This is a genomic window from Bifidobacterium sp. LH_491 (assembly GCF_056356495.1).
Genome location: NZ_JBKEUI010000001.1, coordinates 739,896 through 760,961, shown reverse-complemented (window position 1 = coordinate 760,961; position 21,066 = coordinate 739,896). Strand labels below are relative to the sequence as shown.

At 58.8% G+C, this 21,066-nt stretch carries 18 protein-coding genes; 8 read left to right on the top strand and 10 right to left on the bottom strand.

The features are described from left to right. Window positions 1-112: 112 nt before the first annotated feature. The 3 genes from coaE to AC1AWK_RS02695 form a co-directional block, all read right to left on the bottom strand. The gene (coaE, locus tag AC1AWK_RS02705) at window positions 113-730 is read right to left on the bottom strand and encodes a dephospho-CoA kinase (protein ID WP_476569559.1); all 618 of its coding nucleotides are present in this window, start codon (window positions 728-730) and stop codon (window positions 113-115) included. Between the two features lie 127 nt (window positions 731-857). Further along, window positions 858-2,330 carry a 30S ribosomal protein S1 gene (rpsA, locus tag AC1AWK_RS02700; RefSeq protein ID WP_476567908.1) on the bottom strand — a complete coding sequence of 491 codons (1,473 nt, stop codon included), beginning with the start codon at window positions 2,328-2,330 and terminating at the stop codon, window positions 858-860. Between the two features lie 145 nt (window positions 2,331-2,475). Continuing rightward, entirely contained in the window at window positions 2,476-3,360 is an 885-nt protein-coding gene (locus AC1AWK_RS02695) for a bifunctional methylenetetrahydrofolate dehydrogenase/methenyltetrahydrofolate cyclohydrolase (protein WP_476567906.1), read from the bottom strand. 214 nt (window positions 3,361-3,574) lie between these two features. On the opposite strand from AC1AWK_RS02695, the gene AC1AWK_RS02690 reads away from it, so the two are divergent. After that, a complete protein-coding gene (locus tag AC1AWK_RS02690; RefSeq protein ID WP_476567904.1) occupies window positions 3,575-4,450 on the top strand; it encodes an ABC transporter ATP-binding protein in 876 nt (291 codons plus the stop codon). 60 nt (window positions 4,451-4,510) lie between these two features. Continuing rightward, a complete protein-coding gene (locus tag AC1AWK_RS02685; RefSeq protein ID WP_476567902.1) occupies window positions 4,511-5,344 on the top strand; it encodes a metal ABC transporter permease in 834 nt (277 codons plus the stop codon). On the opposite strand, the gene ispF is transcribed toward AC1AWK_RS02685, so the two are convergent. Continuing rightward, complete coding sequence (gene ispF / locus AC1AWK_RS02680; protein WP_476569557.1) at window positions 5,327-5,806, bottom strand: 2-C-methyl-D-erythritol 2,4-cyclodiphosphate synthase; 480 nt, start codon at window positions 5,804-5,806, stop codon at window positions 5,327-5,329. The two genes, AC1AWK_RS02685 and ispF, sit on opposite strands and share 18 nt — an antisense overlap. A 26-nt stretch (window positions 5,807-5,832) precedes the next feature. Further along, the gene (locus AC1AWK_RS02675) at window positions 5,833-6,429 is read right to left on the bottom strand and encodes a CarD family transcriptional regulator (protein WP_476567900.1); all 597 of its coding nucleotides are present in this window, start codon (window positions 6,427-6,429) and stop codon (window positions 5,833-5,835) included. Between the two features lie 139 nt (window positions 6,430-6,568). Between AC1AWK_RS02675 and glgB the strand changes: the two genes are divergently transcribed. The 3 genes from glgB to AC1AWK_RS02660 are packed head-to-tail and all read left to right on the top strand — an operon-like array spanning window position 6,569 to window position 10,683. Further along, on the top strand, window positions 6,569-8,812 hold the full coding sequence (gene glgB, locus AC1AWK_RS02670) for a 1,4-alpha-glucan branching protein GlgB (protein WP_476567898.1): 2,244 nt from the start codon (window positions 6,569-6,571) through the stop codon (window positions 8,810-8,812). A gap of 15 nt (window positions 8,813-8,827) precedes the next feature. Continuing rightward, complete coding sequence (locus AC1AWK_RS02665; RefSeq protein ID WP_476567896.1) at window positions 8,828-9,550, top strand: response regulator transcription factor; 723 nt, start codon at window positions 8,828-8,830, stop codon at window positions 9,548-9,550. 47 nt (window positions 9,551-9,597) lie between these two features. Next, window positions 9,598-10,683 carry a sensor histidine kinase gene (locus AC1AWK_RS02660; protein WP_476569555.1) on the top strand — a complete coding sequence of 362 codons (1,086 nt, stop codon included), beginning with the start codon at window positions 9,598-9,600 and terminating at the stop codon, window positions 10,681-10,683. A 55-nt stretch (window positions 10,684-10,738) separates the two neighbouring features. Here the strand turns inward: AC1AWK_RS02660 and AC1AWK_RS02655 are convergent, their stop codons facing one another. Both AC1AWK_RS02655 and AC1AWK_RS02650 read right to left on the bottom strand, forming a co-directional pair. After that, window positions 10,739-11,020 carry a ComF family protein gene (locus tag AC1AWK_RS02655; protein WP_476567894.1) on the bottom strand — a complete coding sequence of 94 codons (282 nt, stop codon included), beginning with the start codon at window positions 11,018-11,020 and terminating at the stop codon, window positions 10,739-10,741. 570 nt (window positions 11,021-11,590) lie between these two features. Then, complete coding sequence (locus tag AC1AWK_RS02650; RefSeq protein ID WP_476567892.1) at window positions 11,591-12,403, bottom strand: HAD-IIB family hydrolase; 813 nt, start codon at window positions 12,401-12,403, stop codon at window positions 11,591-11,593. Window positions 12,404-12,478: 75 nt separating this feature from the next. On the opposite strand from AC1AWK_RS02650, the gene AC1AWK_RS02645 reads away from it, so the two are divergent. Continuing rightward, window positions 12,479-12,907: a metallopeptidase family protein gene (locus tag AC1AWK_RS02645; protein ID WP_476567890.1), complete on the top strand. Its 429-nt coding sequence runs from the start codon at window positions 12,479-12,481 to the stop codon at window positions 12,905-12,907. A gap of 25 nt (window positions 12,908-12,932) precedes the next feature. On the opposite strand, the gene AC1AWK_RS02640 is transcribed toward AC1AWK_RS02645, so the two are convergent. From AC1AWK_RS02640 to AC1AWK_RS02630, 3 genes are read right to left on the bottom strand one after another with little or no spacing between them, the layout of a single operon-like run. Next, window positions 12,933-14,468, bottom strand: coding sequence for a DUF5719 family protein (locus tag AC1AWK_RS02640; protein WP_476567888.1), 1,536 nt, complete (start codon window positions 14,466-14,468; stop codon window positions 12,933-12,935). Then, window positions 14,465-17,566: a glycosyltransferase family 2 protein gene (locus AC1AWK_RS02635; protein WP_476567887.1), complete on the bottom strand. Its 3,102-nt coding sequence runs from the start codon at window positions 17,564-17,566 to the stop codon at window positions 14,465-14,467. The genes AC1AWK_RS02640 and AC1AWK_RS02635 overlap by 4 nt, the downstream gene beginning before the upstream one ends. A gap of 24 nt (window positions 17,567-17,590) precedes the next feature. Further along, window positions 17,591-17,893: a WhiB family transcriptional regulator gene (locus tag AC1AWK_RS02630; RefSeq protein ID WP_476567885.1), complete on the bottom strand. Its 303-nt coding sequence runs from the start codon at window positions 17,891-17,893 to the stop codon at window positions 17,591-17,593. Between the two features lie 284 nt (window positions 17,894-18,177). Here AC1AWK_RS02630 and AC1AWK_RS02625 point away from each other — a divergent pair, with 284 nt between their 5' ends. Continuing rightward, the gene (locus AC1AWK_RS02625; RefSeq protein WP_476567883.1) at window positions 18,178-19,605 is read left to right on the top strand and encodes an LCP family protein; all 1,428 of its coding nucleotides are present in this window, start codon (window positions 18,178-18,180) and stop codon (window positions 19,603-19,605) included. A gap of 393 nt (window positions 19,606-19,998) precedes the next feature. Then, window positions 19,999-20,988, top strand: coding sequence for an LCP family protein (locus AC1AWK_RS02620; RefSeq protein ID WP_476567881.1), 990 nt, complete (start codon window positions 19,999-20,001; stop codon window positions 20,986-20,988). Window positions 20,989-21,066: the final 78 nt, after the last annotated feature.

Below are 21,066 nucleotides of genomic sequence, written 5' to 3'. Positions count from 1 at the left end.
GGCGTACGGCTACGGCACGCATCACGCGCCTGCGACGATATTCAGGAATACCACTATGCTACAGCGTGACTGACTGCGCCCGCAGTGAACGCGTCGGCGCGTTCATATCCGCTTACGCCTGGCACCACCGCTCATACAGCCGTTTGACCTGCTGGGTCACGCGCTCCATCGAACACGTCGTGTCGATCACCTCATCGGCAATGGCACGCCGCGCCCGCTCGTCGCTTTGATGACCGATACGTGCCCGCGCCTGCTGGCGTGTCATGCCTCGCGTCTCGATCATGCGCCGTATGCGCAGCTCCTGCGGCGCTTCGACCGTAACGATATGGTCGAACACAAACGGCATTTCCGGCAATACTTCCGCCAGCAACGGCACATCATGAACGATAACGCTCGCCCCCTCGCTCACGGCTTGCCGTTCCCATGCCGCCGCACGATCGTAAATCAGCGGATGCAGCAACGCATCCAAACGCCGCCGCGCAGCCTCCCCCGCGGCATCGTTGGTAAACACCTGCCGCGCCATCCACGCTCGGTCCAATGTACCCTCAGACGTCAACGACCGTGTGCCGAACGCCGACACTATGGCACGCAATCCCTCGCTTCCCGGACTTACCACATCACGCGCGGCCATATCGTAGTCCACTACGAAAGCCCCCAATTCGCGCAACATCCTTGCTACGGTGCTTTTGCCTGCGGCAATGCCGCCCGTAAGCCCAATCCTTGTCATTATTCCCTCGCACTACGCATGCCATGCGCACCGGTCTGTCCCAATGCCCGCCATGATAACGAAAAACCCGACCGCATGGGTCGGGTTTTTCTCACACATCATATCGACGTGAAATATTCAACGCACCTACTCACTTGCCGAGCAGCTGGTCGCGCAGGGCGGCGAGCTGATCGGAATCGGCGAGCGTACCGGTGGACGTCGACTCGGAAGAATAGTTGGAGGTTTCCTCAACCTTTTCTTCCTTCTGCGACTGGCCATCTTCGGCAGCGGAAGCGGCGGCGTTCTCGAGCTCCTTGGCCACGAACTCCTTGTGCTGCTCCCACAGGTCGTGGGCGGCCGCATACTGGGCTTCCCACTCCTCGCGCTGCTGCTCGTATCCAGCGATCCACTCGTTGGTGTTCGGGTCGAAGCCTTCCGGATACTTGTAGTTGCCGTTCTCGTCGTACTCGGCGGGCATGCCGTACAGCGCCGGATCGAAGTCCTCGGAAGCCGGGTCAACAGTATCGTTGGCCTGCTTGAGGGACAGCGAGATGCGGCGACGGTCGAGATCGACGTCGATAACCTTGACGAAGACTTCCTCGCCCGGCTTGACCACGGTCTCGGGGTTCTCGACATGGCGGTTCGCCAGCTCGGAGATGTGCACCAGGCCCTCGATACCGTCTTCGACGGAGATGAAGACACCGAACTGCACGATCTTGGTGACCTTGCCCTTGACGATCTGGCCCGGGGTGTGGGTACGCGCGAAGCGCTGCCACGGATCCTCCTGGGTCGCCTTCAGCGACAGCGAGATACGCTCGCGATCCAGATCGACGTCCAGCACCTCGACGGTGACCTTGTCGCCAACCTTGACGACCTCGGACGGGTGATCGATGTGCTTCCAGGACAGCTCGGAAACGTGGATCAGACCGTCCACACCGCCCAAATCGACAAACGCGCCGAAGTTGACGATGGAGGACACCACGCCCTCGCGGATCTGGCCCTTCTTGAGCTGCGACAGGAAGGTCTCGCGCACCTCGGACTGGGTCTCCTCCAAGTACTGGCGGCGGGACAGCACCACATTGTTGCGGTTCTTGTCGAGCTCCAGGATCTTGGCCTTGATCTTCTGGCCGATGTACGGCGACAGGTCGCGCACGCGACGCATCTCGACCAGCGAAGCAGGCAGGAAGCCACGCAGACCGATATCCACGATGAGGCCGCCCTTGACGGCTTCGATAACGGTGCCTTCGACCACACCGTCGGCATCCTTGATCTTCTCGATGTCGCCCCAAGCACGCTCGTACTGCGCACGCTTCTTGGAAAGAATCAGACGGCCTTCCTTGTCTTCCTTGGTGACGACAAGGGCCTCGATGGAGTCGCCGACCTCGACGACCTCGTCAGGATCAACGTCCTTCTTGATGGAAAGTTCGCGGGAGGGAATCACACCCTCGGTCTTGTAGCCGATGTCCAGCAGAACCTCGTCGCGATCAACCTTAACAACGGTACCCTCAACCAGGTCTCCGTCATCGAAGTTCTTGATAGTGGAATCGACTGCCTTGATGAAGTCTTCCTCGGTGCCAATGTCGTTGATGGCGACCTTCGTGACTTCGCTATTATTCTGTGCCATGTACTGTGGTTTCTTACAGATAGTAGGTGGATAATTATCGTTTTTCAGTTATCACGTGAGGCAAAACCCACGCAGAAGTCCACACTACCGGAAACCCTGTCCAAAACAAGCATAATATTTCGGGCGTGTCGCGCCGGGTAAACCGTTAGCGCAAGCCACAGGAAGATTCGGCCATATCCACCACGTTCGCCAGCAGCATCGCGCGGGTCATCGGTCCCACGCCACCAGGGTTCGGCGTATATGCCGATGACAGCTCATGACAGCGCGGATCGACGTCGCCACGCACCCGATAGCGCCCCTCGGCTTCGTCGAATACCCGAGACACCCCGACGTCCACCAACACGGCGCCAGGCTTGACATCCTCGGGCTTGACCATCCACGCCGAACCGGCCGCGGCGACGATGACATCTGCCCGACGCATCTGCTCATGCAGATCGGGCGTGCCCGTATGGCAATTGGTCACCGTGGCATTGTTCTCCCGATCCGCCAGCATCAGACCGATCGTTCGCCCGATGGTGATGCCACGCCCCACCACGCACACATGCTTGCCCGCCAGCGGTATGCCATAGGCACGCAACAATGCGATGACGCCTCGCGGCGTGCACGGCAGCGGCGTGCGCACATCGCCATCGCTACGCAGCACCAGTTCGCCCAGATTATACGGGTGCATGCCGTCGGCGTCCTTGCGCGGATCGATCGCGGCGATAACCTCATGCTCGTCATGACCCTGCGGCAAGGGCAGCTGCACGATGAATCCCGTGCAAGCGGGATCGTCATTGAAACGCCGCACCTCGCCCATCACTTGCTCCTGCGTGGCATCGGCCGGCAGATCGCAGCGCAAGGATACGATCCCCACTTCCTCGCAATCGGCGTGTTTGCCCGCCACATATTTCAACGAACCGGCGTCCTCGCCCACCAGCAGCGTTCCCAACCCCGGATGCACCCCGCGCTCATGCAACACCTGCACGCGCCTAGCCAAGTCAGCCTTGATGGATGCCGCCACCTGTTTGCCGTCAAGCCGAATGGGCATAGTCGTCTCCTTCGCTGTGTCTGCGGCATACGCCGGTTTGCATTGTACCAACAGCGCGCAGGTCCCACACGCCTTGCCATACTTGATTCATACAGCCGCCACATATGCAGGGTTCGTCGCAGTCCACCCCATAAATGAGAATGATTGTCAATTGTCAATAAGTATTGCGACAATAATCGACGATTATCATCGCCGACAACGCCAGGAGCCAATCATGCATCATTCCACCTGCGACAACCCTTGTATCGTCGCATGCAATGCCAGTGTCACCCGCTCGGGACGCACCATCTGGCATGACGGCAATTTTGCCATTCCCGCCGGCTCCATCACCGCCATCGTCGGCACCAACGGCGCCGGCAAAACCACCCTGCTCAATGCGGAACTGGGACTTCTCGCCCTCAGCGAAGGCAGCATCGACGTACTCGGCGCGCCCGCGGGAAGTAACAACGCAGATATCGGCTACGTGCCGCAAAGCTACACCGATGACATCGACGCCAATCTCACCGCCATACAATCCGTACTGCTCGGCATGGTAGGCACACGCTTCGGCATTCATCCGATTACCCGCGAACAACGCCGCATCGCACTGGAGGCACTGGACTTCGTCGGCATCGCCGACAGCGCCGCCCGACGTCTGCGCGAACTGTCCGGCGGCATGCGCCAGCGCGTCGCCATCGCCCAGGCCATCTCCGCAAAGCCACGGCTGCTCATGCTGGACGAACCCCTCGCCAACCTTGATCTGGCCAGCCAGCGCACCATCGTGCAGGTACTGTCCAAGCTCAACCGCGAGCTCGGCATGACCATCCAGGTCGTCGCTCATGACTTGAATATGCTACTGCCCATCCTCACCGGGGCAGTATACCTTCTGGACGCACACCCACACTACGCCGCCATGAACGACGTGCTCGACTCCACTCTGCTCACCCATTTGTATGGCACCACCGTGCAGGTTGTCACCACTCCGCAGGGCGATATGTTCGTCACGCCATCGGCAGCCGTATCCAACGCCGCCCCGCACACGCATCGCGCCGACGAGCTGGCTTACGGGCACGGCCAGGACACCGTCGCTTCGCACCTACCGTCCGCATGAGCGCCGTACTCATCCATCCATCCGACAACGCACCGACGAGGATATTCAAAGAGGAACCACATGACCATCGCATCGATTTTCGACCCCCAATGGCTGCTTACGTTGCAATCGCCTTTCATGCATAGCGCGTTCGTCGCCGGTTTGCTCATTGCCATTGCCGCAGGCGTCATGGGATACTTCACCATCGCCCGCCGCTCCACTTTTGCCGCACACGCTTTGGCACACATCGGACTACCGGGCGCCACTGGCGCGGTATTGCTCGGACTGCCCGTGTCGGCCGGGCTTGGCGCATTTGCTCTCGGAGGAGCCCTGGCTATCGGAGCCTTAGGCAAACGTGCCTCGCAACGCGAAATCGCCACGGGTACCGTATTGGCCTTCGCCACCGGTTTGGGCCTGTTCTTCGCCAGACTTTCCAGCTCAGCTTCCCAGCAGATGCAATCCATCCTGTTCGGATCCATTTTGACCATTACCGATGGTCAGCTCATTGGATTCGCCATATTCGACGTACTGCTGCTCGCGGTCATGTGCGTTATCTATCGGCCGCTGCTCTTCAGCTCATTGGATGAACAGGTGGCCCAAGCCAAAGGCGTGCCCATCGCCGCTATGAACATCGCGTTCATGGCCATCATGGCGGGCGTCATCACCATCGCCGTCCCCGCAGTAGGCACCTTGCTAGTGTTCGCGTTGGTCATCACACCGGCAGACACCGCCAACATGATTACCGCTTCTCCCCTGCAAGCGATGATATTGGGCTGCCTACTCTGCCTAGTTTCGATTTGGGGTGGATTAGTACTTTCCGCCATGTTCCCCGCACCGCCGAGCTTCATCATCGTCACGCTCTCGACACTACTGTGGACGGCCGCGCGGGTATTCTCCTCACGACGTCAACGGTAGAGGAGTCACCAGCGCGGTTGCCATGGCGGCAATTCCCTCCGAACGCCCGGTAAAGCCCATACCATCGGTGGTCGTGGCACTGATGGATACCGGACATCCCGTAGCTTGACTCATCGCATGCTGCGCCTCGTCGCGGCGCGCCGAAAAATGCGGGCGATTGCCGATGATGACTACCGATATGCTGTTGGGTCGCCAACCATGCTCCCGCAATACCTCCACCGTATGCCGCATCATCGCCGCTCCATGCATACCGCATCCCTGCGATTGCGCCCCTACGCCAAACAAGGTACCGATATCACCTAAGCCTGCGGCGGACAACAATGCATCGATCACCGCATGAGCAGCGACGTCGCCATCAGAATCACCCTCGATGCCCGTACCATCCCATTGCAGGCAAGACAGCCATAACGGGCGATCATCCTGAGCGAAACGGTGGGCATCAAATCCCATGCCCGTACGCATCGCGCAATCCTCGCCCGCCATAACGTTTAGGCCTTGCGCTTCTTCTTGCCTTCAGCCTCCAAGCGGGCCAATGTATCGGCAGCAGCCTCCTGCGGCGCTTGCGTGTGGTGCTTCTCGTCACCAGGCTGCGGCTCGCTGTAGCCGAGATTGACATCCAACAAGCGCTGGGCTTCGCCCTCAGACAACTTCTCCGACAACGAAATCTCCGAAGTCAAAATGCTGCGTGCCTTGGTCAGCATGCGCTTCTCACCTGCCGACAAACCATGCTCGTCTACGTCCCGCTGCGCCAAATCACGCACCACTTCGGCAATCTTATTGACATCACCAGTGGCGATCTTCTCCACATTGAGCTTGTACCGGCGCGACCAGTTCATTTCCTTCTCAATGATCGGCGTACGCAAAATCTCAAACACATGTGCTACTTCGCTGGCACTGACGATATCGCGCACACCAACCTTCTTGACGTTCTCAACCGGCACGTTAATCACCAAGCCATCCGACGACAACACCGACAGCTGCAGATATTCCCGCGTAATCCCCTTGACCGTGCGCTCCGTGATTGCTTCCACCCTTGCCGCTCCATGACGCGGATAGACAACCATATCGCCGACCTTGTAGCCCATGAATCCTCCGTGAACGCATACACAAAAAAGCTCGCTTTATTGTGCCAGCAACGCTGGACTTGTCCCATTTCGGACAAGTTCGGCGACATTCGCTTCCAGATACGCCCGGTGCCGCAGCATATACGTCTATGCTGTTGTTATGAGCGAATTGTTGCATATCAATAGTGACATCCAGCCAAACATGGTCAGCGTAGCCGACTTGCAGGCAGTGTCGAACGCCGAGCATTATGACCCCCATACCGTACTGGGCGCCCATCCCTGCCCCGACGACCCGGCGTACACCACCATTCGCGCGTTGCGGCCGCTGGCGCGGGAAGTACGTATTGTGACCACTCGCGGCGAATACCCGGCACGACACGAATACAACGGTGTTTTCGTGGCCGTCGTTCCTTCGCAGCGCGATGGCAAGCGCTGGAGCGCACCCGCGTATCGCATCCGCGCCATCTACGACGGCACCCACGAGGTCACCGAAGATGACCCCTACCGACACCTGCCCACCATCGGCGACGTGGATACCTACCTATTCGCCGAAGGACGCCACGAACGCCTATGGACCATGCTTGGCGCCCATGTGCGCCAATATGACGATCCCTTGGGAAGCACTACCCCGGGCGAGTCGTTGTCCGGCACGGCGTTTGCCGTTTGGGCTCCCAATGCCCACGCCGTGCGTGTCGTGGGTGATTTCAATGCATGGGACGGGCGACGCCACGCCATGCGATCCCTTGGCTCGTCTGGCGTGTGGGAGTTGTTTATCCCTGGTGTCGCAGCCGGTACCATTTACAAATACGAAATACTCAACGCCAACAACGAATGGGTGATGAAAGCCGACCCCATGGAACGCGGCCACGAGATTCCGCCCAATACCGCCTCCATTGTTGTAGACAGCAATCATGAGTGGCATGACAGCGATTGGATGGCACGCCGAGCTACACGAGACCCACACGCAGGTCCGCTGAGCATTTACGAAGTGCATGCCGGCAGCTGGAAACCGGGACTGAACTATCGGCAATTTGCCGATGAGCTCAAGGCGTATGTTATGCAGCAGGGATACACTCATGTCGAATTCATGCCGCTGGCACAACATCCTTTTGCCGGCTCCTGGGGATATCAAGTCACCGGCTACTATGCCGTGGACTCGCGCATGGGCGACGCCGACGATTTCAAATATGTGGTGGACACGCTCCACCAGGCCGGCATCGGCGTCATCATGGACTGGGTCCCCGCCCATTTTCCCAAGGACGAGTTCGCCTTGGGACGCTTCGACGGAACCCCGTTGTACGAAGACCCGAATCCCCTGCGCGGCGACCATCCCGATTGGGGCACGTATATCTTCAACTTTGGCCGGAACGAAGTACGCAACTTCCTGGTGGCCAACGCCTGCTTCTGGCTTGACGAATACCATATTGACGCCCTGCGTGTCGACGCCGTCTCCTCCATGCTCTACCTTGACTACAGCCGCGAGCCCGGCCAATGGGCACCCAATATCTATGGCGGTAGGGAAAACCTCGAAGCCATCGACTTCCTCAAGGAAGCCAATGCCACCGCTTACAAAAACTATCCCGGCATCATGATGATCGCCGAAGAATCCACCGCCTTCCCCGGAGTCACCACGCCAACCGACCACGGCGGACTGGGATTCGGCCTCAAATGGAACATGGGCTGGATGCACGACACGTTGCACTATCTGCACGAAGAGCCCATCAACCGCTCCTGGCACCACGACGAAATCACCTTCTCCATGGCCTATGCCTATTCCGAGCATTACGTACTGCCCATCAGCCATGATGAAGTCGTCTATGGCAAGGGCTCGCTCTTCGGCAAAATGCCCGGCGACGACTGGCAGCGTTACGCAGGAGTTCGCGCGCTGTTCGCCTACCAATGGACACACCCGGGTAAAAACCTCACCTTCATGGGCAACGACATCGCCCAACACGGCGAATGGCAACAGGCTGGTTCGATCGACTGGCATGTCCTGCAACGGAAGGAGCATCAAGGCGTGCAACGATTGGTCGCCGACCTCAACGCGTTGTATCGCATATCGCCAGCATTGTGGAGTCAGGACTTCGATCCTTGCGGTTTCCAATGGCTTACCAGCGACGACCGCGATCACAACACGCTGAGTTTCCTGCGTCTCGGCACCAACGGCGAGCGCATGGTATGCATCGTCAATTTCTCCGGCACGGCGTGGAGCGAATACCGTGTGGCCCTGCCAAACGGCGGCAAGTGGCGCGAAATACTGACTACGGACGATGTGCGCTACGGGGGGTCGGGTATCAGTAACGGTGTCGTCGAAGCGTGTTCCGAACCGTATCATTCGCGGGAATGGTCCGCAAAACTCACCATTCCTGCGCTTGGTGCGGTACTCTTGGTACCAGAGGACTGAAAGGCGGAATCATTTATGCTTACCAGCACAGCACAACAGCCCACCCATCGCACCGTGTTAGTCGTGGAAGATGAGCCGACGCTCGCCACTGCCATCGCACAACGCGTTACCGCTGAAGGATGGAACGCCCGCGTGGCTTCGGATGGCGCCAGCGCCGTGCAAGCGGCCAAGCAGTTGCGTCCCGATTTGGTCATCATGGACATTATGTTGCCGGTGATGGATGGATTGGAAGCCACCAAACGTATTGTGGCCGAGCGTCCCGTTCCGGTGCTTATGCTTACCGCCCGCGACGACGAGGCCGATAAGGTTATCGGCTTGGGCGCCGGTGCGGATGACTATATGACCAAGCCGTTTTCGATGCGCGAGCTGATTGCTCGTTGCAAAGCTTTGCTGCGTCGTGTGGAGCGTGCCAAGGTTATCGCCAAGAATTCCGAAAATGAGAAGCTGCTTGATTTCGGTTCGTTGGTGATTGATCCGGCACAGCGTCTGGTGACCGTGGACGGCGAGCAGGTGCATCTGACACCCACCGAGTTTGATTTGCTGGCTACCCTAGCTCGTAAGCCCAAGTCGGTATTGACCCGTGAGAAGCTGCTTGAGGAGGTGTGGGATTGGGTTGACGCGTCCGGCACGCGCACAGTGGATTCCCATGTCAAGGCCTTGCGACACAAGCTTGGACCTCAAACCATACGCACCGTGCATGGCGTAGGGTACGCGTTCGAACCTCCGGCAGCCGCATGAGCGCACCATCGTATCATCATTCGCGCCGCGATCCTCGTCGCGGCGCGATGTCGTCATCTGCCACCACCATGCCGACACGGCGTTCCTTCCGTCCCATCGGTTGGTTTTCCTCGCTGAAAGTCGAATTGGGCGTGCTGATTGCCATTGCCACAGCCATCGCATTCGTTATGGCATGGTTTTTGTTGAAAGCCAAAATCAGTGGGTGGATCGCGATGCCGTTGACGCTGGCGGTCGCCTTGGGCATCACGTATCTGTTTTCGCGTGGGCTTACGGCGCCATTGCGGCAAATGCGCGATGCCGCCGAAGCCATGGCCGACGGAAATTACAGCGTGCGCGTGCATGCCGACAACAGCCATGACGAGGTTGGCCAGTTGGCTCGTTCCTTCAACGATATGGCCGAGGAGCTTGAGCATGCCGACCAGATGCGGCGCGACATGGTCGCCAATGTCAGTCATGAACTGCGCACGCCGGTTTCAGCGTTGCAGGCGATGGTGGAGAACATGGCGGATGGCGTGGTCGAACCCACTACGGCTAATTTGGAAGGCATCCTCAACCAAACGCACCGTCTTTCTGATCTCATCGCTTTCTTGCTGGACTTGTCGCGGATGGAGGCCGGTGCAGCGAGTTTGCAAATCGAAACATTCGATTTCGCCGAGTTTTTGGACGAAACGGTCGAACCTCTGGAAATTGCCGATGCCGGGCACGCCCACACCATTATGCTGCGCGTGCCGCAGGGGTTATCCATGGAAGGCGATCAGGATCGTCTGCGTCAGCTGTATACCAATATCATCGCCAACGCGCTCAAACATTCCGCTGATGGTACTGCCGTGCTCATTGAGGCCCGTGCCCGCGTCGATGACGGCATGATTGTGACCAATGTGGTAAATTTCGGTTCACAGATTCCTGCTTCCGATCGTTCCGACATCTTCCGACGCTTTGTCAAAGGCAAGTCCGGTCCAGGTACTGAGTCGGGCGGCACTGGATTGGGCCTGTCCATTGCCCGATGGGCTGCTCAGCTGCACGGCGGTTCGGTGAAGGTTGTTGATGACCCACGGGGGGTTAATTTTGAAATCATCATTCCTTCCCATCACGAGCCTCATGAACAGGATGCCGCACCAACCTGGCACGGCTGATATGCCTCGCCGTACACTGTACAAGACTCCCCTCGTAATCTCATTCTGACGCTTTTTAGGTATTTACATTACTGTGATCGTGCGCCACGCTGGCCAATGCCACCCCTGCAAGTACTATCGCCCCATGTTCGCGCAACACCGCGGCAGCACGGCTCATGGTATTGCCCGTGGTCATAATGTCATCGACCACTATGACACGCATACCCCGCACGTCGTGATGCGGCCTCAGTTCGATGGCGTCATGCATGCGTCGCGCCCGCTCATGAGCCGTTCCCCGTTGCACCGCTTTATCACGAATGCCGCGAGTACGCAACACATCCATCATCCGCATCGCCATACCGTGCCTCCTCAGTACGAGGGTTGTGGCTGCAGTTAACTGCACCATATGGCGTCTGCCGCGCCGGCGCACTGATCGCGGTGACGACGGCACCGGAACCAAAACCATCTCCATCCCCTCTCTCCATACTCCCTCATTTGCAAGGCATTGCAAAGATTGCACTACACACCGGGCCATATGGCCGGCCAATACCACTGTGCACTCACGATCATCATGGTCTTTCCAGCCCAAAATAATGCGACGTACCGTAGAGGCGTATCGTGCACATGCCCACACCCACGTAGCCCCTTCTCCGCCAGGCATGACACGTCGAATCATCTGCCGCCATTGTCCTTGGCAGCGAGGGCATATCACATACCCCGGTTCGTCGCAACCCGCACAGCCTCGCGGCCACAGCACATCGCACACCTGCCGCCAACATAACCGTACTATCTCACCACGTCGCCGCATGCGCTCTCGCATGCCAGCATCGTCCATATCAGGTACCATGCACTTATGCTAGGCACGTGAGGAACCTCCGAACAAGGCATACTCGTTCTTGTGGTCGAAGGCTTCCTTCACGACGCAGGGTCACTGCGGCACAGTCCACTGGGATACCAACGCATGACACAATGCCGCCGTATCCTCCGGACCTTCGACGCGAATCGCCCGCGTGCCCGCGCACGCCGCCGGATAGTCATTGCCACGTTCATCCATGCGATCGCCAACGAACGCTATCTGGGAGACGTCAAGATCCAACTCGCGCGCCAGCATCCGCACCGCATAGGCTTTGTCAATGCCCCCTTGCGACACATCGACACTGGTCAAGCCACCAGCACGCACACGTAATCCCGGCAGGTCTCGCGCTACCGCAGCCACCAACGCCGCCTTCTTCTCATTGCTCGGATCCCATGCAGCCTTCGCCGATTCGGGAGCGTTCTGTCCCAACGCGGAAAACGTCACCTGCCCGACGCGGTCCTCAATGCGATCTCCCCATACCGGTTCATGCCACAGTCCCAACTCCATGGCACGACGTCGCAGAGATCGCTTGGCAGCCAGACGATCAGATGACGACAACTCATGCACCGTCACACATTGCCACCGCCCCTCAAGCCACCGGTAATAACTGGTGCCGCTGGTGGGCATCACATGCAGATCATCCAACCGGGCCCGCTCGGTAAGCCTTCGCAACACTTGCGAACACACCAACGCCATGCTGCCGCCAGTAATAATGGCGACCGGCAGGATTGTGGTCAGTTCGCTCAACACGTCGGCCATGTCATCATTCATCGGCTGGCGAGAACGAGCCAAGGTGCCATCCAAGTCGAAGCCGATGGCGCGCACAGGCGCGCACCATGACCGTATGTCCACCGCATCCCATCGGGGAACCGTCACTATGCCCATGCCGATTCCTTTCGCTGTCATCGAACGTAAGCCATACTAGCGCATTTTGCCCGTGCCGTGGCTTATGGTGGTGATATGCAGCAACCACCTTGGGACGCTCCCGTATATCGCAATCGTCATGGACGTGGCGTTCGCACCCCTATGTTCGGCACTCGCTTACCCCGTTATCGCACACGTTCGGGCATGTTTGACGATATGGTGGCGGCGCAAATCCGTCGTTTACACGGCGCATGGCGTGAGTTGGTCGAACCGGTGCAGTTTGCGGTGGAGGATGTGCCACCGTCTGATCCGGCACCATGGGAACACAGACCCAGCGTATGTTCGCAATGTTTTGTCGCCGGACATGGCATTCCCGCTCGCATCGTGTTGTATCGTCTGCCATTGCAATCGCGTTGCCGTAACCGGAAGGACGTGCAGTTTGCCATTCGCGACGAACTGGTCAGTCGTCTGGCCGAATTGTACGGCAAGCATCCCGAAGATATCGACCCGCAGTGGAACATGTAGCGTGTCACACGGTTCGTTGCGGGGCTTATCGCACGATTGCCGGATCTCGGCTTGCCGACACTTGCGTGCGCACCTTGGTTAGGACCGTGGGATTCACGGTGGCCAATCCGGCCATATGCGCATTATCTACCATCGAACTGCCAAGCCGCAGATTCCATGCCACGGCGGCATGTTTGTCCTTAAGTCGAAAGACAACAGCATCGCGCAATTGCGCATCCATCGGCACAGCAAGAGCGGCGGATGCCGCAATATCCACGGTTGTGGTTCCGACAAGCTTGCCTTGCGCCGTATAGCCTTCAATAGCGACCTGCGTGTCGCTATCCGTGGTATTGATCATAGTAAGTTGCGCATTGAGCCCTTCCGGTACGCTCAGCCCAGAGGACGCGGCCACCTGTGCGGTTTGCACCACCGCGAAATCCTGCTGCCCACTGTCGCCCGAACGAGTCAACACGGCGTCGGCGCTCACCGCAGTATCACCGCCATCGACAATCACTCCCAACGTACCGCTTGGCGCGGTTGCCGCATCCAGCACCACGACTTGCCCTGCTGGAACATGCACATCATCGATGTGCCGCTGCCCGAAATCACCGACCCATGACACCCGTACCGAAGTGGCTCTCTTGGCAAACAGACGTATCGTCACCGCATCAGATTCACGCACACCGGGCATGACGGACACACCACGCTTCGCCGAGGTGGCCGTCACAAACTCCGATCCCAAAGGCGTCAATCCCTGCGATCGAACCATGCGCACCACGGCGGCGACCGGCGTCTGGTCGCTGGTTATCGTCACATAGGCACCTTGCTCATCGGGAAGGGCTGCCGACAGATTCATAGTGGTCTCGCCATGGGCAGACACCGTAATCGTCGCGCCGGTCGACAGCGTGCGCTCACCCGGCGAACTCGACGCCCAACCGCGCACGTGCAAGGTCGTAGGCTTGTCCGAAGGATTGGACACCACGAGCTGTTGCGTGGTGCCGGTATCGGTCCCGTTCAGTATAAAGGCATGGCTCATGGCGGGCATGACGCACGATGATGCCGCCACGCCACGTAAATCTCCCTGACTGGCCCATGACGCCGAAGTCGCCGCCACACCTGTGCCTGTAGCGGCTTGCATGATGCGGGCGATCAGCATCCGCGATTGGTCGGAAATGTTGACATCAGCTACCAATGCCGCCGACATATCAGCCGGGTCTCGCTGCTGTTGCTCGCCGGAGGTCGTTTGCGCCAGCGCAGCGGACGACACCGCGTACACATCACCGAAAGCGGCATAACGCGCTGCAGCAGTAATGTCGCCGACAGAAGCCTGGAATTGGCTGTCGCCATAGCTTTCCGCATCGGGTAGCGCCATGCGTGCCGGGCAATAGTATTCCAATCGCGTGGGGCTAACCGTCTGTCGCACCATCGAGGTCGGTCCTGAAGTGTGGTCAGCCACCGACGACACGGGACGCACCAGCGTCACACCAACCAACGCAGCGACCAACACCACGGTAGATGCCATAGCCCCCACCACACGCAGCGAACCATTCATATCTGAGTTCCGTTGACGCTTCTTGCTCATACTTCCTCCCCCACGCTGCGGCGTGGACGCGGCACGGCTACCACGCAATACAATGACACAACCACGCCCGAGGTCCATAGCCATAGCGATCTGCCAGGTTCCTGTTGCGCGCGCTGCTGTTTGCCGGTGGCGATGCCCTGCCGATTGACTTCCCGCAAGGTAATGCGATAGTAGCTACCTTGCCTTGCACCGGTTACCAGCTGAGTGCCGTCGGACGCGGTGATATGCGCCATCAACTGATCAGTGGCATCAACGTCGCCTTGATCATCACGCACCACATAAATGCCACCCACGCCGAGCTTATCCAAAGATGCCACGGCGTCATCGTCCGCCGCTGCCAACAAGCGCGCCGCCGCCTTGGCCACGGCGTCATCGGAGTCAAGCCGATGCCCCAATGCCTGTTCGACCTGCCATGCCGGTGATATGTCAATCAAATCACCGCGCGCGGTACGCATCATCGTATATGTCACATGATTGGCGCTGGGCACGCTGAGCGCAACGATGCGATGTGCGTCGTCACCTTGCAGATAATCCGTCGCCACCATTGGCAGCGCATCCGACGAAGACGCCACACTGCTGTCACGACGGAACACGCCATAGCCAGAACACACCACGATGCCTACCACCAAGGCTAGCACCAATACGGCACGACCCATGCGAGCCGCCACTAGCCGTACCGGAATACGATTACTTCTATCGTTGTCGATTTGCGTCGACAACGATACTCGTAACGGCACAAACCGCCGCACTGCCGCACCAGCCAACACACACACGCACGACAACGCGCCCATCATCATGAGCATGACACCGGGCAACACCGAACCAGCCACCGGCCCCTCGATATCCACCGACACAGACACACCTGACGAGATCATGGCGGTCAACGCGCCAGTCAACATCACCACCCACATCATGCGTGATTCACGCAGCATATCGGGCAGTACCATGGACACCAACGCCAGCGTCACCAGCACGCATGCCAAGACCAAGACCGCCAACAACCAGTAATCCGCAGGACTTGACCATTCACTAGAGGATGCCTGCGCAAAAGCGCGCATTATCACATCAATAAGATTGTTCGACTTCGGCGCGCCACGATCGGCGCCGACGGGCAGCGTCATATCCGCGAATAGTTGCCGCCACGAACCATCCATGCCATGGCGCAACGCATCCCACAACGTCGGCCACATCACTACCAGCGACGGCACCGGCATGAGCAACAACATCAGCCGATGCGAACGAACCGCAACCACGCAGACCACAAACAACACCGCCAAGGCAACCAGCAGCTGCGGCTCGGCACACAACGCCGGAACGAAACATAGCGACGCCAAAGCGGCTGCCTGTACCGAAGAATGAGAACGAACCGGATCTTCGGTGCGATACATACCCACAGCACGAAATGCAAACGCAAACGCCGCCGGCAGGAACATCATCATAGTCAGCATCGGCATATTTGCCTCGGCATAGCATCCGCTCGCCAATCCCAACGCCACCCACAGCAAACCGGTGCAAACACGCACCATGTTGGAACGGGTGAAAATACCGGATAACGCCCACATCGACAACGCGCTTACCGGAGCGGATACCACATACAATAGCACCACTGCCGCCGCAACATGGCCAAGCGTGAAGCACGATGCCAGCACCAACACCCACAGCCACGGGGCCGCAGGCACGGCTACCCCGGTACCGACGCCATACGCCCAGGACGTGCTGGCCGCACGCAACAGCTGTGCAAATGAGGCATCGGTAGAGACCAACGACGACGAATACAACGCCTCACCTGTCATCGCTGCCCGCAACGGCGTCCACGCCGCCCACAACACCACCGATAGCGCGATTATCGCCATTGCCAGCGCGCCAATCCAACGACGTACCAAACGCTGACGCAGATGATCCATCGCCAACGGACCGAGTAACATGCGGTGACGCTGGTCATCGAAGGCGCGGACCCGGTCCCGCCAACGGGCCAACTGCGCATGGGTTACCGTCAGCATCGGCAACGCCGACAGCGATACCGAGCTTTGCTTCGTCACACGACGCCTGGCCCGCAAGGACGAAGGGATATCGCACAACGCCTTCCACGGCATGCACAGCACGCACCAGGCCCGGTAAGGACGCTTGCTGAACAATTGGGACAGCGCTCCCACAAGCGAACGCAACACGGCCGCCACCCAGGCGAATAACCAAGTCCAAGCCGCGATATCGGTACTTCGATAGCGTCTGGCACCATCCAACGCACTCATGTCGGCATGCACCGCACCATGTTGGATAGGTTGACCAGAGCGACTACGCACCCCCTCGAACCGTGCGCGCCGGTGAGCGATGCGGGCACTGGGCACCACCATCACACGCCCTCCGGAAAGGCAGATGCGCCGGCAAAAATCAACCGATTCCCCCATGGTACCAAACCACGGATCAATGCCTTCAACGCTGTGCAACGCCGCGGTAGGCACCAATGCACCGGCGAGTGAAACGCCAAAAACATCCTGCCGACCATCGTATTGCTCCTGATCGGGTTCGCCGTCCACCACCAAGGTTCGGATGCGATGCCGACCCGCATACCAACCCACATGATGCAAGTTCTTTCCCGACCAATCCAACTGCTTGCAACCCAGTACCGAAGCGGTGGGCGTATTGCCCCACGCCTCCAGCAAAGTATCCAGACAGCGATCATCGGCGGGCCGCGAATCGTCATGCAGCATCCATAGCGCACGAACCGATTCATCCACATGCGCCAGTTCAAGGCCTTGACGAACTGCATCGGCAAAGGAGCGCGCCTTATCGACGCCCACGATTCTGACCGACACCGAAACCGGATCGCCGACCAACGCACGGGCATCTGGAACCGTCTGGGGTGTAAACGTCGACTGCAACGATTGCGTTACCGTTCCCGTGCAATCCACTATGACGATGACGCCAGGCACGACACGCTGATGCACCACCGAACGCAAAGTTTCGCAGAAAAACCGTCGATCCTGCTCGACGGTGACGACCGCCGCCACCGTATCGTCCACCCGCTGCGAACCCCCCTGCCGGTCGGCCAATATACGGGACACCACGGCGCGAATATCGCTGTCGTCAAAAGCACTCATGGTTTCAGTGTACGCGAGGGGTGCCTACGCCAGGTGTTCGTGACACTCCTTCTTGTACCGACGACGCTCGCGTTCGCTCATGCCACCCCATATGCCGAAACGTTCATCATGATCGATTGCCCATTGCAGACAACGTTCGCGCACCTCGCATTGCGCGCACACCCGCTTGGCATCACGCGTCGATCCTCCCTTCTCCGGAAAGAACGCTTCTGGATCGGTTTGCGAACATAACGCCTTATGATGCCACGCGACATCATCTCCATCGTCGAACACGCCCCATATTTCTCCTACGCGCGCCTCGGTGCAATCGCCAGTGATGCTCCACATACGCACTCTCCCATCCCCTGTTGCCCAGGGTAGTATATGCAACGTTTTACATTACACACACATCTTCACAGTTTGTCAAATGAAAAGCGCGTGTCAACCAGACTCACCACGAAAAACACGCCGGATTCATTCCCCGAACCCCAAAATATTCGTATGTTACGTGAAAAAACATCATCAATCGCACCGCATCAAGGCAACGTTCAGGACGGTGACATACAATCGAGGAGTTTTATGCCCGACAGCGGCATGCGTGTCGCATACCGCACACCAGAAAGGCGAACAGCGTGTCCACCCACCGTTGCAAGAACCGACTGCCCAACCTCGCGGGAACGCGCGATGCCAAACCCATGCATAGCCGCGGATACTGCGTGCGCCACCGCGTGCGTACCGCCATCGCCTGCACGGTTATCGCTCTGTTCTGTTTCGCCGGCACCGCCGCCGCGGCAACCTGGGTGGATCTGAACGCCACCATCGAACAGCACCAAATCGAGGTCATCCCCCAAAGCAAGACGCACACCGCCAAAGCCGATCCCATCGACCCCTTCGCAGGGCAAAGTATCGAATTCCTAGCCATTGGACAGGATACCCGCGATGGGGAGGACAATTCCACCTTCGGCGGCGGCGGCTCCTCGGGATTGCACAACGCCGACACCACCATGGTGGTGCAGATCGCCGCGGACAGATCCTGGATCAACATCGTCTCCATCCCGCGCGATTCCATGATTGATGCGCCCAGCTGCCAAACCAGCAACGGCACAGTTCCCGCACGATACAACGTCATGTTCAATTCGGTGTTCGCCACCGCATGGCAACAAGGCGGCGACCTTTCCTCTGCGGCCAGCTGCACGATGAATACTGTCAATGCCCTGACGGGACTGAATTTGCAAAACTTCATCGTCGTCGACTTTTCCGGCTTGCGCGACATGATCGATGCCATCGGCGGCGTTGACCTGTGCATCCCCACCGACACCAAAGACCGATATACCGGTCTCGAGCTCAGTCGCGGCCTGCAGCATCTGAACGGCACCCAAGCCACGCAGTACGCCCGTATGCGTCACGGCACCGGTACGGACGGCTCGGATATCATGCGCACCACGCGCCAGCAATATCTCATCAAAGCCCTGCTCGGACAAGCCATGCAAAAAAATTTGTTCACTCAAAGCGGGCAGCTCTATCAGCTGGCCAAGTCCGCGTTGCAATCACTCAACATGAGCCCCGGACTCGCCAACGCCGCAACACTGGTAGGCCTGGCCATGAGCCTGAAAAACCTCGACACCACCAACAACATCTTCGCACAAACCGTGCCGGTGGTACCCGATCCCAGCAATCCAACAGCGCGCGTCGTCTGGTCCAGCACTGCCGACGACGTTTGGGCCAAACTGCGTAAGTCACGTGCGTTAACCGAACGCGACAACACGACAGATCAAACCCCTTCCACCGACAACTCCGGCTCCTCCGACCAATCGGGATCGTCCTCCGGATCGTCGGACACTAACACAGACAGCGGGTCGAACACCACAACTCAGACGCCGACCATCGATCCGAACACCGGATTGATCACCGAGGCCAATGGCAAGCTTGTCGATCCGAACACCGGCGGATACGTCGATCCGGACAACGGCACTATCCACGACCCGAATACAGGACAGTACATCGGTATCGCCAACCAGTATCTATACGCCACGGTATGTGCCGTTCCTGCACAGGAATAGCTCAAGCAACCACCACTGGCACACAGCACATGTACAACGGGTGATGGAGTACGACCATCACCCCGGCGAAATCCATGGAAGAGGAGCATCATGAGCCACGGCGAGCACGACGGCAAGGAACCAGGGTCCACACCCCCCAGCTTCGTACCGTCGCACCCCTCGCGACGAGGACGCAACGGCGTCAACGATGCCCCCGCTCCCGAAACGGCAACTCCCCCGAGCTTCAGCCCTGGCAACGCACGTCGCAGCGGCTCCCCATCGGCTCCAAGCACCCAGACACCTAGCAGTTTCCCTCCCGTGAATGCGGCACGACGTCGCAGCGGCTCGACGGCCAACGCATCGCGCATCCATCCAGCTACGTCTGCGCCGCATGCCACACATCCAATGCAGGGCATGGCGCAACCTCCCATCTGCGCGACGTCCGTACGCCGGCATCGCTGGCCACGCATCGTCGCCGCCATCATCGCAGTCATAGTGATCCTGCTGAGTTTCGGTACTTTTGGCATATGGCACTGGGTTAACGACAACCTCACCAAACGCGATTGGTCTACCAGCACTCCAGCCTCCAACGCCACCACGTGGCTGATTCTCGGTTCGGATGAACGTGACGGCAGCATTCCGGAAACCAGCGGGGACACCCCTGGTTCGCGCACCGACACCATTCTCGTACTGATCAAACCCCATCGCGGCAGCAGCGCCTTGATTTCCATCCCCCGTGACTCCTTGGTCAACATCGATGGCACGTCCATGAAACTCAACGCTGTCTCCGAGCTGCGAGGCATGAATGTCTTAATGGAGCAAGTGGAGCACATCACCGGACATAAGGTCGATCATGTCATGCAGATTCAATTCGGAGGTCTGCAAAACATCGTCAACGCCCTTGGCGGTGTCGAACTATGCTACGACCAAGATGTGAACGACCCCTATTCCGGTATGAACTGGCAAGCCGGCTGCCATATGGCCGACGGCGCTACGGCATTGACCTTCTCTCGCATGCGATACGCCGACGCCAATGGTGACTTCGGACGAACCGAACGGCAGCGTCAGGTCATTGCGGCCATTGTTCACAAGGCCACATCACAATCTGTCATGACCAATCCCGCCACCATACGCAAAGTGGGAGAAGCTGCCATGCACGCCGTAGTCGTTGATAACCGCACCACTCCCATGACCTTGCTGAGCATGATGATGACCTTCCGCAACGCGTCCTCGCAACAGGGCATCAGCGGCAGTGTATATTGGACCGATCCGGGTTACTATGTCAATGGCGTGGGATCGACTGTCTTGCTCGACGATACCCGTAATACAGCGCTGTTCAATAGCTTGGCCGACGGCACCCACGAGCCTGGGACCGTCGGCACACTGGCCGAGTCGCAGCAGTAATCACCCGCCCGACTATCACCTCTTTTACCAATACGCCTGATCGCTATGCGAATATCTCGTCAGGCCTTCGACCACCAT

Bases quoted from the DNA above. Each gene is read 5' to 3' on its own strand.
- rpsA (WP_476567908.1), bottom strand. From the start codon at position 2,330: ATGGCACAGAATAATAGCGAAGTCACGAAGGTCGCCATCAACGACATT.
- AC1AWK_RS02695 (WP_476567906.1), bottom strand. From the start codon at position 3,360: ATGCCCATTCGGCTTGACGGCAAACAGGTGGCGGCATCCATCAAGGCT.
- AC1AWK_RS02690 (WP_476567904.1), top strand. From the start codon at position 3,575: ATGCATCATTCCACCTGCGACAACCCTTGTATCGTCGCATGCAATGCC.
- AC1AWK_RS02685 (WP_476567902.1), top strand. From the start codon at position 4,511: ATGACCATCGCATCGATTTTCGACCCCCAATGGCTGCTTACGTTGCAA.
- ispF (WP_476569557.1), bottom strand. From the start codon at position 5,806: ATGCGTACGGGCATGGGATTTGATGCCCACCGTTTCGCTCAGGATGAT.
- AC1AWK_RS02675 (WP_476567900.1), bottom strand. From the start codon at position 6,429: ATGGGCTACAAGGTCGGCGATATGGTTGTCTATCCGCGTCATGGAGCG.
- glgB (WP_476567898.1), top strand. From the start codon at position 6,569: ATGAGCGAATTGTTGCATATCAATAGTGACATCCAGCCAAACATGGTC.
- AC1AWK_RS02665 (WP_476567896.1), top strand. From the start codon at position 8,828: ATGCTTACCAGCACAGCACAACAGCCCACCCATCGCACCGTGTTAGTC.
- AC1AWK_RS02660 (WP_476569555.1), top strand. From the start codon at position 9,598: ATGTCGTCATCTGCCACCACCATGCCGACACGGCGTTCCTTCCGTCCC.
- AC1AWK_RS02655 (WP_476567894.1), bottom strand. From the start codon at position 11,020: ATGGCGATGCGGATGATGGATGTGTTGCGTACTCGCGGCATTCGTGAT.
- AC1AWK_RS02650 (WP_476567892.1), bottom strand. From the start codon at position 12,403: ATGGGCATAGTGACGGTTCCCCGATGGGATGCGGTGGACATACGGTCA.
- AC1AWK_RS02645 (WP_476567890.1), top strand. From the start codon at position 12,479: ATGCAGCAACCACCTTGGGACGCTCCCGTATATCGCAATCGTCATGGA.
- AC1AWK_RS02640 (WP_476567888.1), bottom strand. From the start codon at position 14,468: ATGAGCAAGAAGCGTCAACGGAACTCAGATATGAATGGTTCGCTGCGT.
- AC1AWK_RS02635 (WP_476567887.1), bottom strand. From the start codon at position 17,566: ATGAGTGCTTTTGACGACAGCGATATTCGCGCCGTGGTGTCCCGTATA.
- AC1AWK_RS02630 (WP_476567885.1), bottom strand. From the start codon at position 17,893: ATGTGGAGCATCACTGGCGATTGCACCGAGGCGCGCGTAGGAGAAATA.
- AC1AWK_RS02620 (WP_476567881.1), top strand. From the start codon at position 19,999: ATGGCGCAACCTCCCATCTGCGCGACGTCCGTACGCCGGCATCGCTGG.